Source organism: Corynebacterium hylobatis (assembly GCF_003955685.1).
Taxonomy (GTDB): Bacteria; Actinomycetota; Actinomycetes; order Mycobacteriales; family Mycobacteriaceae; genus Corynebacterium; species Corynebacterium hylobatis.
Genome location: NZ_RXHJ01000006.1, coordinates 215746 through 239295, shown reverse-complemented (window position 1 = coordinate 239295; position 23550 = coordinate 215746). Strand labels below are relative to the sequence as shown.

General features: G+C 65.1%; 26 protein-coding genes. 16 read left to right on the top strand and 10 right to left on the bottom strand.

Annotation, left to right across the window (positions count from 1 at the left end; all coding sequences use genetic code 11):
- The 4 genes from EAH68_RS06895 to EAH68_RS06880 all read right to left on the bottom strand — a co-directional run.
- A partial coding sequence (locus EAH68_RS06895) for an iron-containing alcohol dehydrogenase (protein ID WP_126120582.1) occupies positions 1 to 387 on the bottom strand: 387 nt, incomplete at its 3' end.
- Positions 388 to 442: 55 nt separating this feature from the next.
- Entirely contained in the window at positions 443 to 1414 is a 972-nt protein-coding gene (locus EAH68_RS06890) for an alpha/beta hydrolase (protein ID WP_126120581.1), read from the bottom strand.
- 50 nt (positions 1415 to 1464) lie between these two features.
- Complete coding sequence (locus tag EAH68_RS06885) at positions 1465 to 1965, bottom strand: flavin reductase family protein (protein WP_241228331.1); 501 nt, start codon at positions 1963 to 1965, stop codon at positions 1465 to 1467.
- Positions 1966 to 2035: 70 nt separating this feature from the next.
- Positions 2036 to 3247, bottom strand: coding sequence for an acyl-CoA dehydrogenase family protein (locus EAH68_RS06880; RefSeq protein WP_126120580.1), 1212 nt, complete (start codon positions 3245 to 3247; stop codon positions 2036 to 2038).
- A 137-nt stretch (positions 3248 to 3384) separates the two neighbouring features.
- On the opposite strand from EAH68_RS06880, the gene EAH68_RS06875 reads away from it, so the two are divergent.
- The 4 genes from EAH68_RS06875 to EAH68_RS06860 all read left to right on the top strand — a co-directional run bounded on the left by EAH68_RS06875 (position 3385) and on the right by EAH68_RS06860 (position 7151).
- On the top strand, positions 3385 to 4368 hold the full coding sequence (locus EAH68_RS06875; RefSeq protein ID WP_164546423.1) for an AraC-like ligand-binding domain-containing protein: 984 nt from the start codon (positions 3385 to 3387) through the stop codon (positions 4366 to 4368).
- Positions 4369 to 4737: 369 nt separating this feature from the next.
- Positions 4738 to 5886 carry an ABC transporter permease gene (locus EAH68_RS06870; protein WP_126120578.1) on the top strand — a complete coding sequence of 383 codons (1149 nt, stop codon included), beginning with the start codon at positions 4738 to 4740 and terminating at the stop codon, positions 5884 to 5886.
- Positions 5883 to 6560 (top strand): ABC transporter ATP-binding protein, encoded by a 678-nt coding sequence (locus EAH68_RS06865; protein WP_126120577.1) that lies wholly within the window; start codon positions 5883 to 5885, stop codon positions 6558 to 6560. Before EAH68_RS06870 ends, EAH68_RS06865 begins: the two co-directional genes overlap by 4 nt.
- A 33-nt stretch (positions 6561 to 6593) precedes the next feature.
- A complete protein-coding gene (locus EAH68_RS06860) occupies positions 6594 to 7151 on the top strand; it encodes a TetR/AcrR family transcriptional regulator (RefSeq protein WP_241228330.1) in 558 nt (185 codons plus the stop codon).
- 86 nt (positions 7152 to 7237) lie between these two features.
- Here EAH68_RS06860 and EAH68_RS06855 read toward each other — a convergent pair whose 3' ends face one another.
- On the bottom strand, positions 7238 to 7441 hold the full coding sequence (locus EAH68_RS06855; protein WP_126120575.1) for a cold-shock protein: 204 nt from the start codon (positions 7439 to 7441) through the stop codon (positions 7238 to 7240).
- A 464-nt stretch (positions 7442 to 7905) separates the two neighbouring features.
- Here EAH68_RS06855 and EAH68_RS06850 point away from each other — a divergent pair, with 464 nt between their 5' ends.
- Positions 7906 to 8895, top strand: a complete 990-nt coding sequence (locus tag EAH68_RS06850; RefSeq protein WP_164546422.1) for a S41 family peptidase — start codon at positions 7906 to 7908, stop codon at positions 8893 to 8895.
- 16 nt (positions 8896 to 8911) lie between these two features.
- Here EAH68_RS06850 and EAH68_RS06845 read toward each other — a convergent pair whose 3' ends face one another.
- Positions 8912 to 9733 carry a class II glutamine amidotransferase gene (locus EAH68_RS06845; RefSeq protein ID WP_126120573.1) on the bottom strand — a complete coding sequence of 274 codons (822 nt, stop codon included), beginning with the start codon at positions 9731 to 9733 and terminating at the stop codon, positions 8912 to 8914.
- 113 nt (positions 9734 to 9846) lie between these two features.
- On the opposite strand from EAH68_RS06845, the gene EAH68_RS06840 reads away from it, so the two are divergent.
- The 7 genes from EAH68_RS06840 (at position 9847) to EAH68_RS06810 (ending at position 16194) form a co-directional block, all read left to right on the top strand.
- A complete protein-coding gene (locus EAH68_RS06840) occupies positions 9847 to 11046 on the top strand; it encodes a PucR family transcriptional regulator (RefSeq protein WP_126120572.1) in 1200 nt (399 codons plus the stop codon).
- A 171-nt stretch (positions 11047 to 11217) separates the two neighbouring features.
- Positions 11218 to 12633 (top strand): GntP family permease, encoded by a 1416-nt coding sequence (locus EAH68_RS06835; protein ID WP_164546421.1) that lies wholly within the window; start codon positions 11218 to 11220, stop codon positions 12631 to 12633.
- A 20-nt stretch (positions 12634 to 12653) separates the two neighbouring features.
- Positions 12654 to 13418, top strand: a complete 765-nt coding sequence (locus tag EAH68_RS06830) for a 3-hydroxybutyrate dehydrogenase (RefSeq protein WP_126120571.1) — start codon at positions 12654 to 12656, stop codon at positions 13416 to 13418.
- A 19-nt stretch (positions 13419 to 13437) separates the two neighbouring features.
- Positions 13438 to 14157, top strand: coding sequence for a CoA transferase subunit A (locus EAH68_RS06825; protein WP_126120570.1), 720 nt, complete (start codon positions 13438 to 13440; stop codon positions 14155 to 14157).
- Positions 14158 to 14162: 5 nt separating this feature from the next.
- Positions 14163 to 14816, top strand: a complete 654-nt coding sequence (locus EAH68_RS06820; RefSeq protein ID WP_126120569.1) for a CoA transferase subunit B — start codon at positions 14163 to 14165, stop codon at positions 14814 to 14816.
- Positions 14813 to 15976 carry a thiolase domain-containing protein gene (locus tag EAH68_RS06815; RefSeq protein ID WP_126120568.1) on the top strand — a complete coding sequence of 388 codons (1164 nt, stop codon included), beginning with the start codon at positions 14813 to 14815 and terminating at the stop codon, positions 15974 to 15976. Before EAH68_RS06820 ends, EAH68_RS06815 begins: the two co-directional genes overlap by 4 nt.
- Before the next feature lie 5 nt (positions 15977 to 15981).
- Positions 15982 to 16194, top strand: a complete 213-nt coding sequence (locus tag EAH68_RS06810) for an OB-fold domain-containing protein (protein ID WP_126120567.1) — start codon at positions 15982 to 15984, stop codon at positions 16192 to 16194.
- Positions 16195 to 16204: 10 nt separating this feature from the next.
- Here the strand turns inward: EAH68_RS06810 and EAH68_RS06805 are convergent, their stop codons facing one another.
- Together EAH68_RS06805 and EAH68_RS06800 are read right to left on the bottom strand one after the other, a co-directional pair.
- Complete coding sequence (locus tag EAH68_RS06805) at positions 16205 to 16747, bottom strand: TspO/MBR family protein (RefSeq protein WP_126120566.1); 543 nt, start codon at positions 16745 to 16747, stop codon at positions 16205 to 16207.
- Between the two features lie 158 nt (positions 16748 to 16905).
- Positions 16906 to 17730 carry a M23 family metallopeptidase gene (locus EAH68_RS06800; RefSeq protein ID WP_126120565.1) on the bottom strand — a complete coding sequence of 275 codons (825 nt, stop codon included), beginning with the start codon at positions 17728 to 17730 and terminating at the stop codon, positions 16906 to 16908.
- Positions 17731 to 18208: 478 nt separating this feature from the next.
- Between EAH68_RS06800 and EAH68_RS06795 the strand changes: the two genes are divergently transcribed.
- The 3 genes from EAH68_RS06795 to EAH68_RS06785 all read left to right on the top strand — a co-directional run bounded on the left by EAH68_RS06795 (position 18209) and on the right by EAH68_RS06785 (position 20577).
- Positions 18209 to 18391, top strand: coding sequence for a hypothetical protein (locus EAH68_RS06795; RefSeq protein ID WP_126120564.1), 183 nt, complete (start codon positions 18209 to 18211; stop codon positions 18389 to 18391).
- Positions 18384 to 19811, top strand: a complete 1428-nt coding sequence (locus tag EAH68_RS06790) for an amidase (protein WP_126120563.1) — start codon at positions 18384 to 18386, stop codon at positions 19809 to 19811. The genes EAH68_RS06795 and EAH68_RS06790 overlap by 8 nt, the downstream gene beginning before the upstream one ends.
- Positions 19812 to 19926: 115 nt before the next feature.
- Positions 19927 to 20577 carry an AmiS/UreI family transporter gene (locus tag EAH68_RS06785; protein WP_126120562.1) on the top strand — a complete coding sequence of 217 codons (651 nt, stop codon included), beginning with the start codon at positions 19927 to 19929 and terminating at the stop codon, positions 20575 to 20577.
- A 58-nt stretch (positions 20578 to 20635) separates the two neighbouring features.
- Here the strand turns inward: EAH68_RS06785 and EAH68_RS06780 are convergent, their stop codons facing one another.
- Positions 20636 to 21676: a substrate-binding domain-containing protein gene (locus tag EAH68_RS06780; protein WP_126120598.1), complete on the bottom strand. Its 1041-nt coding sequence runs from the start codon at positions 21674 to 21676 to the stop codon at positions 20636 to 20638.
- A 235-nt stretch (positions 21677 to 21911) separates the two neighbouring features.
- Here EAH68_RS06780 and EAH68_RS06775 point away from each other — a divergent pair, with 235 nt between their 5' ends.
- Positions 21912 to 22298, top strand: coding sequence for a MarR family winged helix-turn-helix transcriptional regulator (locus EAH68_RS06775; RefSeq protein ID WP_241228329.1), 387 nt, complete (start codon positions 21912 to 21914; stop codon positions 22296 to 22298).
- Here EAH68_RS06775 and EAH68_RS06770 read toward each other — a convergent pair.
- Positions 22295 to 23524 carry an MFS transporter gene (locus EAH68_RS06770; protein ID WP_241228334.1) on the bottom strand — a complete coding sequence of 410 codons (1230 nt, stop codon included), beginning with the start codon at positions 23522 to 23524 and terminating at the stop codon, positions 22295 to 22297. The two genes, EAH68_RS06775 and EAH68_RS06770, sit on opposite strands and share 4 nt — an antisense overlap.
- Positions 23525 to 23550 lie beyond the last annotated feature (26 nt).

The window sequence follows — 23550 nt, the reverse complement described above, 5'->3', positions numbered from 1 at the left end:
CCAGACCGGGGTGGCCTCGGAGGCGGCGTAGGTGGTCGGTACCGCAATGATCGGCAGGGAGGTCTCCAGGGCCACGGCCTTGGCCAGGCCGGTGGCGGAACCACCACCGATGCTGATCAGTCCATCTGCTCCGCAGCTGCGGGCTGTCGCGGTGGCAGCGTCCGCGATTTCCCGCGGCACGTGCTGGACAGTATCGCGCCAGTGGTGGACCGGCGGCAGTTCCACGGCAATTGCCTCGGCGACCTCGTGGGTGCCGTCCGTGGAGATGAGCATCGGCCTGCTCATTCCCAGCTGCTCAGCCTCGCTGAGCACGCGTTCACTGACCCGCCCGGTGTCGAGCACAACCCGTTGGGCGAGGGTGTCGTGAGTAAATCTCAAGGAGCTCATTTCTCTGGTTCTTTCCGCGCACCCACGCAGTGGATACGCTTGCTCAGCGCTTCTTTCAGTTCGCGATGGTCGCCCGGTCCGGCTGTGCAGCTGCATCGTTGGCGAAGCTCCGGATTCGTTCGGTGACCAGATCGATGGCTGCAGCGCTGCCGGGCAGGACGTTGACCATGGAGAAGAAGGTGTGCATCTGGCCTTCCCAGCGGTGGTGCTCCACCTGCACGCCAGCTTCCTGCAGGGCCCGGGCGTAGGCCTCACCTTCGTCGCGAAGCACGTCGTGTTCAGCGGTGATGACCAACGCCGGGGGGAGGTCGGCCAGAGAGGGGGCGTTGAGCGGGGTGGCCGCCGGGTTGCTGCGTTGGCTGGCATCTGGAACGTACTGATCCCAGAACCACTTCATCGCCTCCAGGGAGACCAGTGTCTGGTTCTCCGGGGCCAGGTAGGAGTCACGGGTGAAATCGACGTCGGTGACCGGGCAGACGAGAATCTGTGCCTGCAGCGTGGGCGATCCCTCGTCACGGGCCCGCTGGGCAACGACAGCGGCCAGGTTTGCTCCGGCGCTGTCGCCGGCCACAATGAGAGGCAGTACCTTCCCGTTTCGCTCGGCGATATTCTCCTCGGCCCATTTCAGACCGGCCCACGCATCGTCAACAGGGATGGGGAAAGGGTGTTCCGGAGCCTTGCGGTACTCCACCAGCACGACAGCTGCACCGGATCTCTCGGCCAGTTGCCGTCCCAGAGTGTCGTAGCCTGCGAGATTTTCCAGTACCCAGCCACCACCGTGGTAGTAGACCACCACGGCGGTCGGGGAGGGGGAGGGAAGCAGGACTCGGACGGTGAACTCCTGGCCGTCCTCGCCCACGACCTGGTGGTCACGGGCGTCGTGCATTTCGGGTCCGGGGCCGTAGAGCTCATCCAGGCCGGAGGTGGCTTCGCGGGCCTCCGGGGCGGACATCTCCCAGAGCGGGCGGTCACCGGCGTTTTCTGCTGCGGCGGTGAGGAAGTTACTCGTTGCTTCATCGAATGACATGGGGGTCTCCTGGATTTCTGCAGGTGAGGGGGGGAAGTGATGTTCTGAGGTCACTCGGTCGGATTCACGGAGCTCATCTCTGAGAGCTCATGCCACGTCCGGCTGCAGTAGACCAGCGGGGCAGTCTCCACGGAGGTGTCGACGTGAGTTTCCACCAGTTCGATGGCTGCCAGCGTGGACCCGTTGACATCAATGGAGCCGACGATCTTTCCGCGCATCCATACACGGGAATTCAGGAGGTACGGTTCTCCCGTCGGGAGTCGATCCCACAGGGAGGTGTCACCGAAGCGGTCGGCGCCGGGGGTGGCGAACAGTTGAGCCAGATCGAGCTGCTCCCGGCCCAGGAGGTGGACCACCACGTGCTCTGCAGCGCGGATCTTGTCGGCGGAACGGGAAAGGGCGGACAGGTTGAGGGCGATCGTCGGCGGATCGGCGGACACGCTGCTGACGCTGGTGGCGGTCAGGCCGACCGGTCCGGTTCCTGGGTCGGCGGTGACGATGGCGACACCTGCGGGATGGGTTCGAAAGGCGTTACGGAAATCCTGGGACATTTCTGTCGGTAGGGTCCTGGTCGGGACCGCAGTCATCATGGACATGGCTTTCCTCTTTCTTTCTCGCTTGTCATTCGAACGGGGTCGGTTCTTCGAGGTTGAAGAAGTTCCAGTGGGCATCAGGGGTGGCCAGGCCTGCGAGGTACTTTCCGACCTGCTGCAGGACCACGGGGCCACTGGTGACATGGCCGGTGCCGATATGCATGTCGCGGAACGTCCGCTGAAGATCACCACGGCGGGCAAGAGCGGTGGCGGACCACAGGTGGACGGTCTGGCTGACGTCGTGGGCGGCCCAGGTGGTGTTGTTGAGAACGAGGCGGGTCAGCGTCTCCTGCTGCATGGTCAACTTCTCACCGGCATCAAGGCTGCGTTCGTTGTCCCCCCACACCTCCATCGCCCATGCTCGTGCAGAACGCATCCGTGCCTCAGCCTGGGCGTATTCGGCGTAGAACTGGTCGGTGTTGGTGGAGGCACCGGGCTGATTCTTCTTCTTGGCGGCGTGCGCCTGCATCTCATCAAGGAAGCGACGGCCGACGCCGAGTGCCCAGCCGGTGTGACAGATTCCGGACATCAGTGCCAGCCCGGTCTTGTACAGGGCGCCACCGGCCAGGGGGTCGGTGGTGTTGGGCTCGTAGACGTAGGCGTCCGGGACAAACACGTCCTCGCAGGAGTAGTCGATGCTGCCGGTGGCGCGCAGTCCGAGGACATCCCAGTTACCGTCAAGGCTGGCCTTCTCCCGGGGGAAGTGCACCATCATGACGCGGCCGCTCTCCTCATCGATGGCACCGGTGTGGATCCAGTTCGCGTGGGGCATGCCCGAGCCGAAGAACCAGTTTCCGGTGACCAGGTAGCCTCCGTCGACACGCTTGGCCTTGCCGAACCGGGTGCCCTGTCCGGCGACGAGAGCGTACTCGCCATTCCCGGGGAACAGCTCGCGCTGTGCCTCCTCCGGCAGGTAGGCGGCGGTGGTCCCGGAAATCATCTGGAGCACCATGAGCACCCAACCGGAGGCCGGATCCGCCTGGGACACCTTCTCCAGGACGGCGAGTGTCTGGGTGGGCTTCAGCTCGTACCCGCCCAGTTCTTCCGGGATGCCGATCTTGAAGGCACCGACGTCCTTCAGCGCCTGGAAGCTCTCATCGGTCAGGTGCCCCAGCTCCTCGTTCTTCTCACCGTTGGCTCGAAGGAGGTCCGTGATGCCGTCGAGACGGTCCATGAGTGCTTCAAACTCGTGTCCCGGGTTGAGGCCGGCGCGGTTCGGGGTTTTCAACGTTGCAGTCATGCTCTTCCTTGCTCTCGGTGTGGCGGTGTTCCCATAATGTAAGAGAGATCACATCACTTGCCCTATCGATTGCGTGAGCACCCATCTCGATTCCGTGCACACTTATGATTTGCGCCATAGTGCTATGTTCATGTGGCATGGAGCATAAATTGCGTCTGGACGGAGTGAGTATCGGGGCCAGTGACCGCCGCCAGAATCTCGAAACCTGGAGCGAAAGAGTGGGCACCGATCTCATGCCGTTCCGGTTCGCAGTCCAGGACAACCACGCATTCCAGGGCGATTTCGAGGCCGCCAATTTCCTCAGCGCCAGCGTCTTCTCCATGACGACCGGGGACCACATCGCCGAACGCACCGACGAGCACATCAGGAAGGACGACGACGAGTATGTCATCGTCACCTTCCAGATCGACGGCATGCTGAAACTCACCCAGCACGGAAAACAGGTTCAGCTGACTCCCGGCCAGATCGGTTTGTACTTGTCCAGCAAGCCGGCCCAGCTCGAGTGCTACGGCAACTACCAGAGCCGCAGTGTCCGCATCCCGGTCGACCGCCTCCATACGAGACCACAGCGATGGGACGAACTGGGTGCGCTTTCCTTCGATGGAGGCCAGGGCCTGGCCCCACCGGTCCTGAGTTTTCTGACAGGACTGTTCCCGGCAGCGCCCACACTCACGTCGTCAACGCGGGCAGCGGTGGCAAACCATCTGGTCGGCCTCATCGAGGCGATGCTGGCCGACCTGTATATACCCGAAGGGGATGCCCCTCAGTCCCAGGCCGTGGATCTGCTGGAGCAGTGTCTCGTCTTCATTGAGACGAACCTGTCGGATCCCGAACTGAACCCACAGATGGTGGCGGATGCCGCCCATATTTCTGTTCGATACCTGCACCAGACCTTCAAACATGCGGGAATGACATGTGCCAGTCACATCCGGTCCCGGCGACTGGAGCGGGTCAGAGCAGACCTGGCGCTGGAGGAGTTCGCGGTAGTGCCGGTAGAGAAAATCCTGCAGAGATGGGGCGTGCAGAACCCCTCGCATTTCGGGCAGGTGTTCAAGCGCATTGAAGGATGCACTCCCGCCGAGTTTCGTCGGAAAGCGCTCATTTCCCGCGGCATGCTGTAGCCCGGGTTGTTACGGGAAGTCACCCTTGAACAGGGGCTTGGTGTTCGTTGACCCCATGATCTTCCGGAGTGGCAGAACGGGGAAGAGGCTGAAAACAGCGGTTCAGATCTCCGGTGCCGGAGACAACTGCAGGCGCCAGGTCCGTGGTTGAGGCCCCGCGGATGTTCAGGGCGGCGGCTGGAGGTTTCTTGAAGCGTCCCCTGAAGCCGGCATGTCCTCCGAGGAGCTGTGTACTCACGGTTCCAGCCGTGAAACAGGGCCGCTGAGCAGGAGAATGAAATTTAACCGACACTGCGTCGTTAAGATGGTGACGCGGCGTCGATAAGCGGCTGCCGTAGCCCCACGATCAACCTCGGGAGCCTTCTTCTCATGTTCTTAGCTTGGCGCGACATGTTCTTCGCGCGTACCCGTTTTCTTCTCATGGGCCTGGTTCTGGCCCTGATGTCCATCCTTGTCGTGATCATCTCCGGACTTACCGCCGGTCTGGTCAACGACGGCGTATCGGGCCTGAAAGCAATGAACGCTGACGTCATTGCTTTCCAGGACGGCACACAAACCGATTCCGCCTTCACCCGATCTGTCGTTGACCTCTCCGCAACCGATGAGCTGCTGGCCAGCGAGAGCGTGGAGACCGCCACGCCGATGGGTCTGACCCTCGTCAACGCACGAAACCAGGATGCCATCGCGGTGGACCTGACCCTCATCGGCCTGGAGCCGGACTCTTTCCTGGCGCCCGAGGGGTTGCCTGCGATGAGTCCGCAGCGGGTCGAGGGGCAGCCCACCCCGACTCCGCATGAAATCGTCGTCTCCTCGACGTTGGAGGACGCCGGCATCGCCCTCGGCGACACCATCACAATCGACCGCCTGGAGACCGAACTCACCGTCATCGGTTTCACCGAGGATCAGCGCACCTTCGGCCATGTTGCTCTCGCCTATGTTCCGCTGGACGTCTGGCAGGAGGTCCACGCCGGAGCCCGCTCCGGTGAGGGCGCCCCGGCCAGTGCCTACGGTGAGGCCTCCGTCATCGTCGCCCAGACCTCGGGAGGCGCAGACACCGAGACGCTCACTGCTGATTCGGGCCTGGACGTGCGCACCCTGGAGCAGAGCTTCGCGTCCTCGCCGGGTTATACCGCTGAGACGATGACCCTGTCCATGATCGAATGGTTCCTCTACATCATCACCGCCCTGGTCACGGGTGCCTTCTTCCTGGTCTGGACCATCCAGCGATCCGGCGATATCGCCGTGATGCGTGCCATGGGTGCCACCAAGGGATACCTCCTGCGCGACAGCCTGGGCCAGGCCGTGATCATCCTCGCATTGTCCATCGCCACCGGTGTGGTGCTGGCTGTCGGCCTCGGCCTGTGGCTGGAGAGCACCGCCATGCCGTACGCCACCGAGGCCGCACCGATCTTCGGTGGGGCGGCCCTGTTGTTTGGCTCCGGGCTACTCGGCGCCCTCATCGCCGTCTTCCGCGTCACCCGTACCGATCCGCTCACCGCACTGGGGGAGAACCGATGACCACACCCGCACTCATCCTTGACGACGTCCGCGTCAGCTACGGCGACGGCGAATCCCAGGTCCATGCCCTGGACGGTGTGAGCCTGACCGTCCACCCCGGAGAATTCGTCGCTGTCGTCGGCCCCTCCGGCTCGGGTAAATCCACCCTGCTGGCAGTGGCCGGCGCCCTGACCACCCCCGATTCTGGCCGGGTCCAGGTCGCGAACGAAGAAATCACGGGTTTCGACGATGCCGAGCTGGCCCGCATCCGTCGTGAGCACGTCGGCTTTGTCTTCCAGTCCTCCGGTAATCTGCCCTCGGCTCTGCGCGCCCGCGACCAACTGGAGTTGGCGGCCCGCGTGGTGGGCACACGTGGCCGACGCAGCAACGATGAACTTCTCGAGGCCGTCGGCATGTCCCACCGTGCCGGCCACCGCCCCGCCACCTTGTCCGGTGGCGAGCGCCAGCGCATCGGTATCGCCCGCGCGCTGGTCGGCAACCCGAAACTGCTGCTGGTCGATGAGCCCACCGCAGCACTTGACCGCCACCGCTCCCACGAGATCGTGGCCCTGCTCGCGGAGGAATGCCACCAGGTCGGTGTGGCCGGCGTGATGGTCACCCACGACCAGGATGTCCTCGAGCACTGCGACTGGGTCTACGAAATGGTGGATGGGCGGCTGACTCCGAGGGGCTAAGCTCGATATATGCCCAGAATCTCGGAGCCTACCGTGGCTAAGCACCGCGCCGTTCAGCACCGCGCTGTGCTCGCCGCGGCGGAACGGCTCATCGTTGACGGTGAGGGCCAGATGCCGACAATCACCGACGTCGCTGCCGAGGTCGGTCTCGCCCGATCCAGCATCTACCTCTACGCGACTTCGCGGACGGATCTGTTGATCCAACTGCTGATCATGGCGATCGACGAGTGGATCACCGAGCTGTCTGATCTGATGTCCAACGCCGGTGACGACCCCGGTGACCGTCTGGCGGTCTACGTCGACGCCACTCTCCGACTATTCCTCGGCGGATCCCACGGCCCGTTGATAACCGCAGCTCAGCAATACCCGGAGGCCTACGCTGATGAGCGGGTCCAGGCATCCCATGCTGAGATGGAACCCACGCTCCACAAGCTGCTGGGGGGTATCTCTCCGGCCTCCCTGCCCCTGATCGACGCTGCCATTCAACGCGGTGCTGAACTGGTCGCGCATTCAGAGGCGGACCTCGAGGCTGTATCGAGAATGCTGCAGCGGATGGCCAGGGCATCACTGGACGAGGAACCGGAAGGGTGAAAGCGAGGGCCACTGCACCTGGCCCAGAGACGAGAAAAAACCGCCGCACCCGAAGGTGGGCGGTTATTCTTTAACGAGCGCTCGGCTTAGAGCGGGTGAACCTGCTGAGCCTGGGGGCCCTTGGCACCCTCGCCGACCTCGAACTCGACCGGCTGGTTCTCCTCGAGGGTGCGGAAGCCGCTGCCCTGGATCTCGGAGTAGTGGACGAAGAGATCAGCGGATCCATCGTTGGGGGCGATGAAGCCGAAGCCCTTCTCGCCGTTGAACCACTTCACAGTTCCCTGTGCCATATCTATACCTATTTCCTGATGAGGTGATGCTACGTTCGTCAGCATGATTCACTGACGCCCGGATCGTTGGAACTCCTCGTAAACCATCAACCGCGGCAGTTACTGCGCGGTTGAGGAAAACCAGGCGCTCGCGTGAATATCTCCTGCGAGCGCCTAGACACTGCGCACAGAAACCGCGATCAGCACTCAGTGTGCCATGAATCGACGCCCAGCGATAGTGGTACTTCAAAAATCGGTCGGGTTGCGCCCCACGTATCCGGGGGGCTGCATAGAAATCGGTGCGCCTACTGCGCTGGGATACAGCGCTGAACAGTGGATACTCTGGGGTAGAGTGCCGCGGTGAGTGCGACATCATGCTGCATGATTCCAGGGTGGGGGTGACGAGTCTCTCAGGGTTCACCCTCACCCCATCCCCGGCCCTCCCCGATAGTTGTTGGATTAGTTCGCCGTTAAGGTGGCCGACCGTGGTTAAAAAGATGCTGATCGGTTGCTCGGGCCTTGTCCTCATTCTGGCGGTGGTCGCGGTAGTGGTGCTCTATATCTGGGGTCCGACCTACGGTGCCGCGATACTGGGTCGGCCGATCTTCGTGCTTCCGCCCACCCCGGAACGTTATGCCGCCGTCGTGCTCGACACGGTGCAGCAACGTGGGGTTTATGCGGCATCTCCTGAGTTTGAGCGTGCCCGGGCAGCGGCGGAGCAAGCTGCTGGACAGGCTGAAGACATCGATGAGATCCACGATGAGCTCAATGCCGCCCTCATCGCCGCGGGTGGTAAACACTCCCGCCTGCTCAGTCCGGAGGAGATGAGTGACTATCTGGCTACGTCAGCTGAGCAACCGACGGTGACCGTGCAGGACCGGATCGCTGTTGCCACGGTGCCGGCCCACCGCCTCGAGGATGATTCCCAGGTCTATGCGGAGACCCTCGCCTATGGCCTCGAAGAAGCGATCGGACAGGGTGCCTGTGTGGTGGTCGTGGATCTGCGTGGCAACACCGGTGGGGACATGGGGCCCATGCTTGGCGGGCTGTCCGGGCTGCTGCCGGACGGGCCGGCGATGTCTTTCGTGGATCGTCACAGTGAGCAGCCAGTGGTGATCGAGGGGAACAGCGTGCGCGGGGGAGGCAGCATGGTGGGCATCGAGGGCGTCGATAAGCACAACCTGCCGGTCGCGGTGCTCGTCGATGAGATGACGGGCAGCTCCGGGGAGATGACCATGCTGGCTTTCCGCGGTCTGGACAACGCGCGCAGTTTCGGCGTGCCGACCGCGGGCTACACCACCGGGAACATGGTGGTGACCATGCCGGACCAGGCCCAGATGATGCTCACCGTCGTGCAGGTGAAGGACCGTACGGGGGAGATCTTCAACGACACCCCGATCGATCCCGACGAGGTGACTGACGACGCAATGGATGAGGCGAGGAACTGGCTGGGCGCCCAGCGGGGCTGCGCCTGAGTAGATGCCTCCCGGATCAGTTGTCGGCAAGCGACAGAAGTCGGCGAGGCGGGCCATCGACCACCGGGATGCGGGTGATCGACAGATCAGCACCCACGTGCATCAGCTCACCCGACCGGAGCAACTGCCAGTCACGGGAGCTGTCGAGTGCCTCGCTGGCGACCACCACCGAAGGATGAAAGCCCAGCTCCGGGGAGCTGATCCGCATCCCGTGGCTGGTGCGCTGCTCAACAGGCACCGGCTGCCTCCTCTGGTCGAGAAAAAACAGGTCGTGGGTCGTGGGCCACCGCACAGCCCACATCTCATGTGCTGAGGTGATGATCAGATTCACGGCGTAGACCGGCACATTCTCCGCCAGCCAGGTCAATGCCTGGCTCACCCCCTCCACAACATCCCCACCTGCCCGTGCCGTTTCCCTGGTGATCAGTGCGAAGACATGTTCGGAGTCCGTCTCACCCTGTACCCGATCCAGATCAGCACCGAGATGCTCCCTGAGCAGCGGCAGGTCACCGACGATTCCGTTGTGGGCACACAACCGGCCGTCCATCTCAAAAGGGTGGGTGTTCAGCATCGCAACGGGCGCACCGGTGCCATAACGCAGGTGGGCCAGGAAAGTACTGCTGCGGCGTTCCTTTGCTTCCCTGGCGAAGGCGGTATCCAGGTAGGCCGCGATCGGAGCCTTCTCCACCCGGGGCCGCCCGTCCTCATCAAAAGTCCCCAGACCTGTGCCGTCCGGATTCCGGTAGGACTGGAGGAGGAGACTGTCCGGGGCATTGAGCAGCCAGAACGAGGCTCGGACACGCTGTTCCCCGGCGCTCAAACCGAAGAGTCGGCACATGACCCCTCACTTCCCGTGCTTCACGAACGTGGTCCTGTCTCCTGAAGTGTCCCACTTCCTCCCGGCCTGTGGAACCCCGGCAGCCATCAGTTTTCCCCTCTACGCTGCATGTCATGGACGAGTTGAGAGCGACCACATCGCCGGACATGCGAGGAGAACTTCTCGACGGGCCGTGGGAGGAACTGATCGCCCGTCTGGAGACGGACACCGAGGAAGTCGTCGATCTCATCGTGCAGCGACTCTTCGACACCGTGCCCGGTTATGAGCTGGTCGACCGGGAGATGCTGGCCGCCTCCGTCCGGCGGAACATCGACCTCAGCATCCGGACGATCCTGGCGGGCCGGGAACCATCCCCGGCGGAAGTCCCCGAGGCCGGGGCGCTGGCGATCGAGCGGTTGGGGCAGGGTGTGCCCCTTGACAGTGTGCTCAGCGGTTTCCGGATCTGCATGATCATGATCCTGCGTCATCTCATCGAACTGGCACCCGAGTACGACATCCCCGCCGAGGAGGTCCTCGAATGGTCGACCCTTCTGTGGTCTCTGGGTGATGTCTTCTCCACGCGTGCCGCCGGCGTCTACCGTGACCGGGAGATCGCCCGGGCGGTCGCCGACTCGGCCCGTCGTTCCGCGTGGATCGGCCGGGTGGTGGCGGAAGGGGTGGAGACCTCGGAGTTGCTGTGGGGTGCCGCCATGTACGACGTGCCCACCGAGGTTCCCGTCCGCGCATTGACGGCCTCCGCGAATCCGGAATCGGGCAACGGGGTGGAGGAGCGACTGCGTGCCTGGGCATCGCGTGGGGGAGCGCGGCTGCTCACCACGGTGCGTTCCAGCGTCATCGTCGGCATCGTCATCGGGGAGATCGACCGAGAGGCGGAGAGTCCGGCCATGGCGGTGGGTCTCGGCCAGCCGGAGTTGCTCGCTGACCTGCCCCGTTCCTTCGCCTCGGCCTCGCTCGCCTTGAAGGCTGCCGACAGCCTGGGCCTCAGGCAGGTGGTGGAACCGGAGACCCTGTCCTGGCGCCTGGCCATCCACACCAGTCCGGAGACAACCGACCTGCTCCAGCGGCGCTACCTGGACCCGCTGGGGGAGGCAGGCAGCTTTGCTGATGACCTCGTGGAGTCGGTGCAGGCATACCTTGAACACCGGATGAATATCCCGGCCGCGGCGAAGAGCATCCCGGTGCACGTGAACACCCTGCGTTACCGGTTGCGCCGGTTCGAGGAACTGACCGGGGCCGACCTGGGTGAGGTGAACACCCTGCTGGAGGTGTCCTGGGTGCTGGCGGCCTGCGGGGGCACCCGAAGCAAGTTGTAGCCAGCTACAAAAATCGGGGGCGAACATTGCACCCACAGATGTAGTGCAGATCACATGTTGCGGGGCATTCTTGGGGTTGTCACCGCATCAAAGTGTTCTGGATCACAGAGTTTCGGAAAGGTCCCGGCACGCGGCCGACCTCTTGTCCACTCTTGAATCAAGGAGGTGCCTGTGATCCTCGGAATTGTCGGAATTCTGCTTTCCCTCGCGTTGCTGATCACCCTCGCCTACCGGGGCGTGCCGGTTCTCGTCGCCGCCCCCATCGCATCGCTTGTCGCGCTTTTGTTCTCCCGGGCACCGATGCTGCCCGCCTATACCGAGATCTTCATGCCCGCGATGGCCGGCTTCATCGGCAGCTTCTTCCCGGTGTTCCTCACCGGAGCCATCTTCGGTGTGCTGATGTCCGTCACCGGTTACGCCAGGTCCATCGCCACCACGGTCACCTCGCTGATCGGCGGCAAGGGCGCGATCGCGGCCACCGTCGTCACCTCAGCGCTGATGACCTACGGCGGCATCAGTCTTTTCGTCGTCGCCTTCGTCATGTACCCGCTGGCCCGCGAGCTTTTCCGGGCGGCGGACATCCCGCGCCGGCTCATCCCGGCGACGATCGCCCTCGGCATCTTCACCTTCACCATGACCGCCCTGCCGGGTACCCCGCAGGTGCAGAACATCATCCCGGGTCAGTTCTTCGGCACCGGATCCTTCGCCGGCGCGCTCATCGGAATCATCGGTTCGCTGATCGTCATCGCCTTCGGCCTGTTCTGGCTGGAGTTCCGCACCCGCCAGCTGCGCCGCAGGGGAGAGCACTTCTCCAGCGTCCACAACGGCGGCGAGCAGGAGATCCTGAGCGCCAACGGCTCGGGCCAGGGCACCTATAACCTCCCGGAGCCGAAGAGCCGGGTCATCCCGTTCCTGCCGCTGCTGACGGTCTTCATCGTCAACTTCGCCTGCACCCTCTACATCTTCCCCGCCATGGACTGGGCCTATCTGGCGGATGACAAGTACGGCGGCATCACCCTGGCCAACCGTGCTGCACTGTGGGCCGTCCTGGTCGGTATCGTCACCGCCATCCTGCTGATCCTGGCCATCAACTTCCGCCACTTCAAAGAGCTGTTCCGTGCGGTCGGCGAGGGTGCGAAGAACTCGATGTTCCCGGTCTTCTCCACGGCCTCCGAGGTCGGTTACGGCGCGGTCGTCGCCTCCGTCGCGGCATTTGCCGTGGTCCGTGACTCCATCTTCAACATGGGCGCCAATGCGATCATCACCTCGGTGGTCACGGTCTCCATCACCGCCGGTCTGACCGGTTCCTCCTCCGGCGGCATGACCATCGCCCTCAACGCCCTCGGTGATCAGCTGCGGGACATGGCCCTGGCGGAGGGCACCAGCCTCGAGGTCATGCACCGCCTCACCGCGATGGCCTCCGGTGGCCTGGACACCCTGCCGCACTCCGGTGCCGTGGTCACCCTGCTCATCGTCTGCGGCCTCACCCACAAGCAGTCCTACAAGGACCTCGCAGTGATCACCATCGTCGGCCCCGTCGCGGCCGTCGCCCTCCTCGTCGGCGCCGTCTCCCTCGGCATCTTCTAGCACCTGAAAGGCAGAAACACATGAACACTCCCGCCCACACCATCTCGCTGGAGGGCCGCAGGGCCCTGGTCACCGGTGGCGCCTCCGGTATCGGCGCCGCATGTGCCCGCGCCTTCGCCGCGGCCGGTGCCCATGTCACCGTCTGCGACCTTAACGAGGAGGCCGCCAAGGCACTCGCCGCCGAGATCAACGGCGAGCACTGGGCCATCGACCTCTCCGACACCGCCGCACTCGAGGACGTGGACATCGATGTGGACATCCTCCTCAACAACGCCGGTATCCAGCGCATCGCCCCCATCCACGAATTCGATCCCGAAACCTGGCGCCTGATCAACCGGCTCATGGTCGAGGCACCCTTCCTCCTCATGCGGGCGGCCCTGCCGAAGATGTATGAGCGCGGTTTCGGCCGCATCATCAACATCTCCTCCAAACACGGCATCCGCTCCAGCCCCTTCAAATCCGCCTACGTCACCGCCAAGCACGCCGTGGAAGGCCTGTCCAAGACCGCGGCCCTGGAGGGCGCCCCGTTCGGGGTGACCTCGAACTGCATCAACCCCGCATATGTCCGGACACCGCTCGTCGAGAAGCAGATCGCCGATCAGGCGAGCGTCCACGGCATCGGGGAGGAGGAGGTCATCGAGAAGATCATGCTCACCCAGGCCGCCGTCAAGCGCCTCATCGAACCGGAGGAGGTCGCCTCCCTGGCCACCTGGCTGGCCTCCGATCACGCCGCCATGGTCACCGGTGCCTCGTACACCATCGACGGCGGCTGGACCGCGAGTTAACCAGGAAGGAAGAGACACCATGTCCAAAATTTCAGAACACATCCGTGACACCCTCATCAACGAACTTCATGACGGCATGACCCTCGCCGTCGGCGGCTTCGGGCTCTGCGGTATCCCCGCCACCCTCATCGAGATCGTCCGCGACTCCGGCGTCCAGGACCTCACCGTGGTCTCCAACAACCTCGGCATCGACGGCGTCGGCCTCGGCCGGCTCCTGGAGAAGGGCCAGATCTCCCGCGTCAAGGCCAGTTACATCGGGGAGAACAAGCTCTTCATGCAGCAGTACCTCTCCGGTGCCGTCGAGGTCGAGCTCGTGCCCCAGGGCACGCTCGCCGAACGCATGCACGCCGGCGGCTCCGGCATCGCCGCCTTCTACACCCGCACCGGTGTCGGCACCGAAGTCGCCGAGGGCAAACCCACAGCCGACTTCGACGGCGAAACCTACCTGCAGGAACGCGCCATCATCGCCGACATCTCCCTCGTCCACGCCCACACCGCCGACATCGACGGCAACCTCCGCTACCGCTACGCCGCCCGCAACTTCAACCCCGTCGTAGCGCAGTGCGGGCGCCTCACCTTCGCCGAGGCCGAGCACATCGTCGACCGCGGCGGACTCCACGCCGATGACATCCACACCCCCGGCGTGTTCATCCACCACCTGACGGACGCCACCATCCCCGGCCAGATCGAATCGCTGGTCACCCGACCCCGACCCGCCCAGCAGATGCAGGAGACCTGAGAACAATGACCTGGACACGAGACGAGATGGCGGCCATCGCCGCCAGCGAGCTGGAGGACGGCGACTACGTCAACCTCGGCATCGGCATCCCCACGCTCATCGCCAACAACCTGCCCGAAGGCGTCAACGTCATCCTCCAGTCGGAGAACGGCATCCTCGGCATGGGGCCCAACCCCTACGGGGGGGAGGAGGACCCGGACCTGATCAACGCCGGCAAGCAGACCGTCACCCTGCTGCCGGGTGCCGCGATCTTCGACTCCGCCACCTCCTTCGGCATGATCCGCGCCGGGAAGATGAAGGCCGCCTTCCTCGGGGCCATGGAGGTCTCCGGCAGCGGGGACCTGGCCAACTGGAAGATCCCCGGCAAGCTGGTCAAGGGCATGGGCGGGGCAATGGACCTGGTCGCCGGAGCCCGGCGCGTCGTGGTGCTCACCGACCACACCGCCAAGGACGGTTCCCCGAAGATCGTCGAGGAGTGCAGCCTGCCGCTGACCGGCGTCGGCGTGGTCGACCGCATCATCACGGACCTGGCTGTCTTCGACGTCGTCGACGGCCAGCTCGTCCTGCGCGGCATGGCGCCGGGCGTGACGGAGGAAGAGATCCAGGAGAAGACCGGTGCCGGTTTCACGGTGTCGCTGACGGAAGGAGCAGCAGCATGAGGGACGTGTTCGTCGCCGGTATCGGCGAGACCCCGATGGGCCGCTACCCGGAGCGTGGCCTGCACGCCATGATCGAGGAGGCCGGCAGCCAGGCGATTCGGGAGGCGGGCATCGACCCCGCCCGGATCGGGGCGGCCTACATCGGCAACTTCGCCGGGCAGTCACTGACCGGCCAGGCCCACCTGGGTCCGCTCATGGCCGAGACCCTCGGCATCACCGACGTCCCCGCCCTGCGCGTCGAGGGTGCCTGCGCCTCCGGTGGCCTGGCGCTCTTCCAGGCGGTGCAGGCCATCCGCCACGGCATCCACGACGTGGTGCTCGTCGGCGGCGTGGAGAAGATGACGCATCAGACCACCGCCGTGGTCACCGAGGCACTGACCTCCGCCATGGACGTCGAATTTGAGGCGCAGTCCGGTCTGACCTTCCCCGGCATCTTCGCCATGGTGGCCAACCGCTATTTCCACGAGCACCGCAACGTCCGCCGGGAGATGGCCCAGGTTGCCGTCCAGTCCCACGACAACGCCGCGCTCAACCCGCACGCGCAGCTGCGCAAACGCATTGACGTGGACAAGGTGCTCAGCGCCCCCGCCATCGCCGACCCCTTCGGGCTCTACGACTGCTCGCTGGTCACCGACGGCGCCGCCTTCATGGTGCTCACCGCGGATTCGCTTCTCGACGCCCCCTCCGCCCCCCGCCGCATCCGCATCACCGGCTCCGGTCACGGCGGGGATTCCCTGACCCTGCACGGCCGGCAGTCACAGACCAGTTTCAAGGCCACCCGTCAGGCAGCTGCCGCGGCCTACGGTCAGGCCGGACGCTCCGCCGCCGACATCGACCTGGCGGAGGTTCACGACTGCTTCACCATCACGCAGATCATCAACACCGAGGACCTCGGCTTCTTCGAGGCCGGACGCGGTGGCGACGCCGTCGCCGAGGGGCGCACCACCCGCGAGGGCGACAAGCCCGTCAACACCTCCGGCGGCCTCAAGGCGAAGGGCCACCCGGTGGGTGCGACGGGCATCAGCCAGGCGATCGAGATCGTCACCCAGCTGCGCGGTCAGGCCGGTGAACGCCAGATCGCTCAGGCCGACATCGGCCTGACCCACAACCTGGGCGGCACCGCCGGCACCTGCGTGGTCAACATCTTCGAGGGAGAATGAGGAAAATGTCAGCAGTCATCCACACCTACACCATCGTGCGCACCCCACCCCAGGGCTTCGACGGCGCACCCTACTGCGTGGCCATCATCGACGTCGACGGCCAGCTCGAGACCGCCCGGGTGTCCGGCTACGTCGAGGGCACCGAGATCAACATCGGCGACCACCTTCACCGACTTGAACAACCCGATGAATTCGGGGCGGTTTACGCCCTGCAGTGATGTGCGTGGCTCAGCGGTTCTGCCACCAGATTGCGCCGGTGAGCACGGTGGCGAAAGTGGTCCATCCGACATAGGGGAGCAGGAAGGCGCCGCGACTCTTCTCCACCGCCATGGCGCGCCGGGCCAGATCCGCGCTGGAGGCGGCCAGGGCGCCAGCCTCGATGGTCGCCGGACCGGGCTGTTCGACCTTGAAGAAGAGGATGCTCCAGGAGGCGTTGAGCGCCAGGTTCAGGGCCAGGGCCTTCTGCAGCTCGGCGTGCTCCGCCTGTTGGTCACGCTCCTGCAGGTCAGCAAGACTACGTCCGACCACTGCGGCGATGCTGGCATACAGTCCCGTCCAGGCCACGGGGAAGACCCAGGCCGGGGGCTGGATCGCGGGCTTGGTCAGCGAGCGGTACCAGGGGGTGGAGGTGTCGGTGGCCACCGAACCGATCACGGCCGTACCGATGACGGCGGCTGAGGTGGTGGCGATGGTGCGGTAGCGGGACTGCCTGCGGGCGTCGAGCTGCTGCCAGGCGGTACCCGCACGGCTGAGGATTCCGAGGGGGCTCATATGTTAAGCCTAGAGAAATCCCCTGCCCCGCACGCACGGCCCCGGTGAAAAAGAAAAAGCGGAGGAGCCTGTGGTGGGGCTCCTCCGTTCCTTCGCGCGCGGTCACCGGATCCCGGTGGACGAGACGCGCACGGGCGATGCGGTGGCGCTGACCCGGGTTAGAAGTAGATGCCGTGCTGGGCGAACCACGGGACCGGGTCGACGGCGCCGCTGCCGGTCGGGTGGATCTCGAAGTGCAGGTGCGAGCCGGTGGAGAAGCCCTCGCTGCCCATGCCGGCGATGTACTGGCCGGCGGTGACGTACTGGCCTACGGACACGCCCAGGCTGGACATGTGGCCGTAGATGGACATGGAGCCGTCGTCGTGCTGGATGCGGATCCACTGGCCGTAGCCGGAGGCGGGGCCGGAATCGATGACGGTGCCGGACATGATGGCGTAGATCGGGGTGCCGATCGGGGCGGCGATGTCGATGCCGGCGTGGAGGGTGCCCCAGCGCGGGCCGTAGCCGGAGGTGAACACGCCCTCGGCGGGGCGGGCGACACCGGCGCTGGCTTCCGCGGCTGCAGCAGCTTCGGCTTCCGCTGCAGCGGCTGCCTCCGCCTCGGCCTGGGCAGCTGCCTCAGCCGCAGCGATGGCGGCGGCCTCTGCCTCAGCGGCGGCGCGCTCCTCGGCGAGCTGGGTGGACTTCGCCAGCTGCTCCTCCATGTTGTCCACCGGCTTGAACTCGGCGATCTCGAGGATCTGCGGTGAGGTGGTCATGGCGGGGGAGAGCACGTGCTCGGAGTCGTTGACGAGCTGGTAGTCGAGGATGGGGGAGGGGGCGACGGAGTCGGCCTGGAGGGTCGCGGCGGCGGCTCCACCGATGCCGGCGGTGGAGACTACGCCAGCGGCTGCGGCGATGAAGGCGACGCGGTTGCGGGCGGAACGGTTGTTGGAGATGGTGCGGCGCTCAGTGGCGGTAGAGCGCTGAGGCTTGGTGAAGATGGGATTACTCCTGTCGTGGGGCCCGTTGTACGGGCTCAGCCCAATCCCTTTCGTAAGGGGATCGTGACCGTTTCGTTATTGATTCCCGGAACCCTACGTATGCGTCGTGGTGTATGCAAGTCCAAAGGTCTAGTTTGATTAGATGTTTATCCGGAGATCGGGGCCGGGGGCGTGATGGTCTTGCGGAAATAGGCATAATTCCAGCTCAGTGCCAGCTTCGTCCGTGGCGCAGGGGCGGAAACTGGCACGAAATTCACAGACTTCTGTTGCCGTGTCACGAATCACGAGCGACGCGGAAGGGGTGGGCGTCGAAAAGCTTTGTAACGGGAAGATTAAGCGCTGCAGGCCACAAACCCTTGCCAATGTGAGGCAGATCATCTACATTATGGAATTAGTTCATTTGGAACTAATTCGGGTGGGTATAAAGATTCGAGGATCCGGAACCCACCGAGATGCCCGCCACGACAGAGGAAGCCTGATGAGTATTTCGGTCAAGGAAGTACTGGCCCAGAAGGGAATCCACCCCACTGATGAACACCTCGAGAAGATCGAGGCGAAGTGGGCGGAGATCCAGCAGCTGAAGCAGGGCCTGGAGAACATGAACCTCAATGACGCGGACATCGCTCTGCGCAACATCCCCGGTGGTGATCACATTGTCTAAGGAACTTCTGCACAAGACGGCGACCGAGGTCGCGGCGCTCATCGAGAGCCGCGAGGTATCCCCCGTGGAACTGACCCGGTCCCTGCTCGACCACGCCCATGAGCTCAACGACTCCGTCAACGCCTATATCAGCTTCCGTGACGAGGCCGCACTGGCGGAGGCCAAGGCGGCGGAGGAGGAGATCGCCCAGGGCAACTACCGCGGGCCCCTCCACGGCGTCCCGATGGCGATCAAGGACAACATCTACATCGGCGGCGAGGTCACCACCATGGCCTCCAGGATCCACGGCGACTTCGTCTCGAAGGACGACTCCTCCGTGGTGAAGAAGCTGCGCGAGGCCGGCGCCGTGATCACCGGCAAGCTCAACATGCACGAGTATGCCTGGGGCATCGACAACAACAGCCCCCACTTCGGCGCCGTGCACAACCCCTGGAACCTGGACAAGGTACCGGGTGGCTCCAGCGGCGGCTCCGGTGCCGCCGTCGCCGCCGACATGAGCTTCACCACCCTGGGCACCGACACCGCCGGCTCCATCCGCATCCCCTCGGCCGCCTGCGGCCTGGTCGGCCTCAAGCCCACCCACGGGCGCGTGGCAAAATACGGCTGCTTCCCCCTGGCGTGGAGCCTCGACCACATCGGTCCGATGTCCAAGAGTGTCGCCGATGCCGCCGCCACCCTCCAGGCCATCGCCGGTCACGACCACCGTGACCCGACCTCCGTCGACGTGCCGGTCGCGGACTACTCGGCGGCCCTCGGCGGGGACCCGAAGGGCCTGGTCATCGGCGTCGAGGAGGACTACTTCTTCCGCGACGTCGACTCACCCATCGAGGAGCTGGTGCGCAAGCAGATCGAGGAGCTGGTCAGCAGGGGAGCGAAGCTGAAGAAGGTCTCCATCCCCGCCCTGGCCTACTCGGAGTGGACGGAGCTGGCCACCAGCCTCTCCGAGGCCTCCGCCATCCACCACCACGACCTGCAGAACCGTCCCGAGGATCTCGGCGCGGACATCCGCTTCCTCTTCGAGCTCGGTGAACTGTTCTCTTCCGTGGACTACCTCCAGGCCCAGCAGGTCCGCCGCCAGATCAAGCAGGAGTTCACCGCCGCCCTGCAGGACGTCGATGTCATCATCGCCCCGACCCTGCCCGTCATGGCCCCGGACATCGGCTCCTCGGTGGCCAACCTCAACGGCGCGGAGACCGACCTCATCGACAGTTTCATCCGCTTCACCGGACCCAGCAACCTCACCGGCCTGCCGGCGCTGACCGTCCCGGTGGGACTGAGCGATGACCTGCCCGTCGGTCTGCAGATCATCGGCCGCGCCTTCGACGAGGCGACCGTGCTCAAGGTGGGCTCCCAGATCGAGGCCACCAATCCGATGCAGGGCCGCCGTGCGCCCGTCGGGGCGCGCGCCCTGACGCGCTAGACCGGATCGGAACCACCCCGTGTTCGGAGGACCCCGGTGAGCTGGTGACACCCGCTCACCGGGGTCCTCTACGTTTTTCCCCTCCACTGCCACTCCAAGATCCCGGAGCACAACCATGTCCAGTATTGCTCTCCTGTTCGTCGGCGCCGTCCTCCTGGTCAACGGACTCGTCTTCCTCGGGCGTGTCGACGCCAAGGCGGCCATCCCCGTCAACCTCCTCGTGGGTGCCCTCCTCGTCCTCACGGCGCTGGTGCCCGCCGTGACCCTGTCGGGTCCGGCGCCTGATTTCCGCTCGGCGGCCTTCGGCTCGGTGGGCTTCCTCCTCTTCGGTTTCACCTACCTCACCGTCGGGGCAAATTCGCTCTTCGTCGGGACGGGTGCCGCGCTCGGCTGGTACTGCGGCTGGGCCTCGATGATCGCCGCGGTCCTGGCCACGGTGAATTTCTCAGGTTCCGCGGACCCGCTCATGGCCTGGCTGTGGGCCGCCTGGTCTGCGCTCTTCCTCTCCTTCTTCCTGGCGCTGGTGGGTGGCAGTCCGGAGGCGGGGCAGGCGGCCGGAACCCTGGCAGTCCTGCAGTCGGTGACCACCGCCTCCGTGCCGGGCCTGCTCATGATCGACGGATCCTGGGCCACCACATCTGTGACGCTGGTGGCGGCCGTGCAGATCGTCGCGGTGCTCGTCTGCGTCGGGGTGGCGGTGATGCTGCGCAGCAGGACTCCCGCTCCGGTGCGCATCCCTGAAGCGGTACGGGTTCCGGTGGGCTGAGGAAAGTCCTGCAGAGGTCTGGTTTTGCGGCGGTGTTTCACGTGAAACACCGCCGCTCTCACGTGAAGGAGGGGCGGAGGGTACCCAGCACGTCGAAGTCGAGTCCGTCCGCCCGCGCGATGTTGATGGGCTGCCGCGCCTGGTGGTTGCGGAAGGTGATCAACCCGCGGGGGCTGTCGAAGTTGAGGTCCTCGATGACGCGGTTGAAATCCGCGACCCGCACGCTCCGGCTGCGCCGGGCCAGCTCCGCCAGCAGATAGATGCCCTGGTAGCAGGACTGGCCCATGTTGTTCAGCGCTGGTGCCGTGGCACCGTGCTCTGAGACATAGCGGCCGAGGAAGTCCAGGGCCGCCGGGCTGGTCAGCGAGCGGAAATAGGAGGCGGAGGAGTAGAGATTGATGGTCGCCTCAGCCCCGCTGGCCAGCAGCATGTTCTCCTCCATGAGGGGGCTGAAACGCGTCACGGTCTCATGCAGGTCGGCCTCGGCGAAGCTCCGGTTGAAGTCCACGGCGTCCTGGCCGACAAGCAGGATGAGGACCGCATCGCAGCCGCTCGCTGCCACCGCGCGGGGCAGGCGGGGATCGCCACCCTGGCCCATCTCGACCAGGGTGCTGCCGACCAGCTCCAGGCCGAGGTCATGGGCCGCCAGGGCCGTCTTCTGCAGGGAACGCACCGGCCAGATATAGCTCGCCCCCACGACATGCCAGCGGCGGTGGCCGAGCTGCTCGCGCATCCACTGCAGGGCAGGGAAGATCTGCTGTTCGGGATCCTCGCCGATCAGGTAGACCCCGGGCTGCCGTTCATCCCCCTCGGACAGTGACGTGTAGACGTAGGGGATGCGGTTGCGCAGCACCGGCACCAGCAGCTTGCGGATGGAGGAGATGTGCCAGCCCGTGAGGGCGTCGATGCCCCGGGAATCCACCAGCCGCGAGACCTCCGCGACAATCTGCTCGGGCCGTTGCCCGGCGTCGATGTAGATCAGCTCGACCGCGCGGCCCCCGATGCCGGAGCGCTGGTTGAGTTCGTTGCGGCCCTGTTCCGAGACGGCCACACAGGAGGGTCCGAAGATCCCGCCGGGGCCCTGGAAGGGGACGAGCATGCCGATCCGGTAGCGGTCGCCGTGCATGAGGTGGCTGAACCTCCTCGGTGTCATCGCGGTGGAGTTGCCCAACGCGAGGTTGAGAGGGGACCCGTCGAGTAGGCTGTAGGGCAACAGCTGTCAGTATGACGTGCAAAGGGGCTCACGGATGACCATCTCGGATCGTCTCAGGGACGCTACTGAAGTGAGTCCTGCCACACTTCCCGCGGGGGATGTATCTCTGATCACAGTACTTGTGCACACTACCAAGAATCTCTCCGCGATGGTGTCCGAGGTTGTGGGGGAGCACGGTTTTACTCTCGACGAGTGGATGGTGCTCGACGCCATCCGGCGTAACGACGGCAGCGCGATGTCCCAGATCTCCACGGCCTCCGGGTGTTCCGGTGCTTCCCTGACCCGCGCTGTGGACAAACTGGTCACCGGCTCCCTGGTCTACCGGGAGGCCAGCCAGGTCGACCGCCGCAAGGTGGAGGTCTTCATCAGTGACCGCGGCCGGGACACGCACCAGGAACTCCGGGAGTACCTCCGGGACCTGGATGAGCGGGTCGAAAAAATGACCAGCGCCTCCGGCATCAGCCGGGAGGCGCTGGTCGAGTTGTGCGGGGCGCTGCGCGGAATCTAGGAGCGCACCTGCCTGCGCCCGTGCACCGCGTGGTAGTAGCCGGCGGTGAGCACGGCCACGACCGCGAGCAGGCCGTACATGGTGCCGTAGCCGGTGGCTGCGACAAGCACACCGAGGAGGACGGGGCCCAGTCCGAAGCCCAGATCCATGAACAGCAACAAGGTGGACAGGCCCGTGCCCAGGCTCTCCCTGGGGACGGACTTGACCGCAATGGCCTGGCAGGCGGGCATGAGCGTGCCGTAACCGAGGCCCATCAGCACGCCGGCGGCGACGATGTGCCAGTCGGCGCTGGCCACGGCCAGCAGCGCCAGTGCCAGCATGAAGCTGACCAGGCCCAGGTAGATGACGATGTTGTCACCGCGCCGGTCCTGCAGGCGTCCCAGGATGGGGCGCATGAGCAGCATCGTCACGGCGTAGGCGATGAAGAACATGCTGGCGCCAACCACCACCTCCCGTTCGACGGCGTAGCCGTTGAGGTAGGTGATCACGCCGGAGTAGCCCAGACCCACCAGCATGAGAAAAATGCCGATAGGCAGGACCGCGGGGTGGACGACGTTGCGGAAGGAGAACCGCGGACGCTCCGGCTTCACGCCCGATTCCCGGATGGCCTTCTTCGCCTCCGCCTCAGCCTTGCGCTGGGCGGCCGGCGGACGGAGGAAGAGGCTGAGCAGCAGGCCGAGTGCCGCCGTGGCGGCGGTGGCGATGAAGAGGATCTCGTAGGTGAAGGAGTTCACCAGGAACAGTCCCACGGCCGGGCCGATCGCGGTGGCCAACGTGGTGGAGAGGGCGAAGTAGCCGGTGCCCTCCGCACGACGCCTGGTGGGGATGGCTGTCTGGGCGATCGTCATCAGGGCGGTGCTGGCGAAGGCGAAGGCCATGCCGTGGACCGTGCGCACCGCCAGCAGCAGCGGCAGGGTGTCCGCGACAAGGTAGAGGGCCGAGGCGATCGTCGCGACGCTGGCTGCGATGAGCAGGATCAGCCGTTTGCCCATCGTGTCGATGAGGTAACCGCAGAAGATACGTGCGATGGTCGCGCCGATGACGAAGGAGCTGGCCGCCAGGCCGCTGGCGGTCTGGGAGGCCGCGAACTCGCGCACGGCGTAGAGCGCCATCGTGGTGACCAGCAGGTAGAAGAGCAGGGCCTGGATGAAGTTGGCCACCCAGGCCAGTACGAACGTCGGGGTGATCAGGCGTTCGCGGGGCGTGCGGGTGGCTGCGGGGGACAGCTGTTCAACATCAGCAGGGGCCGTCA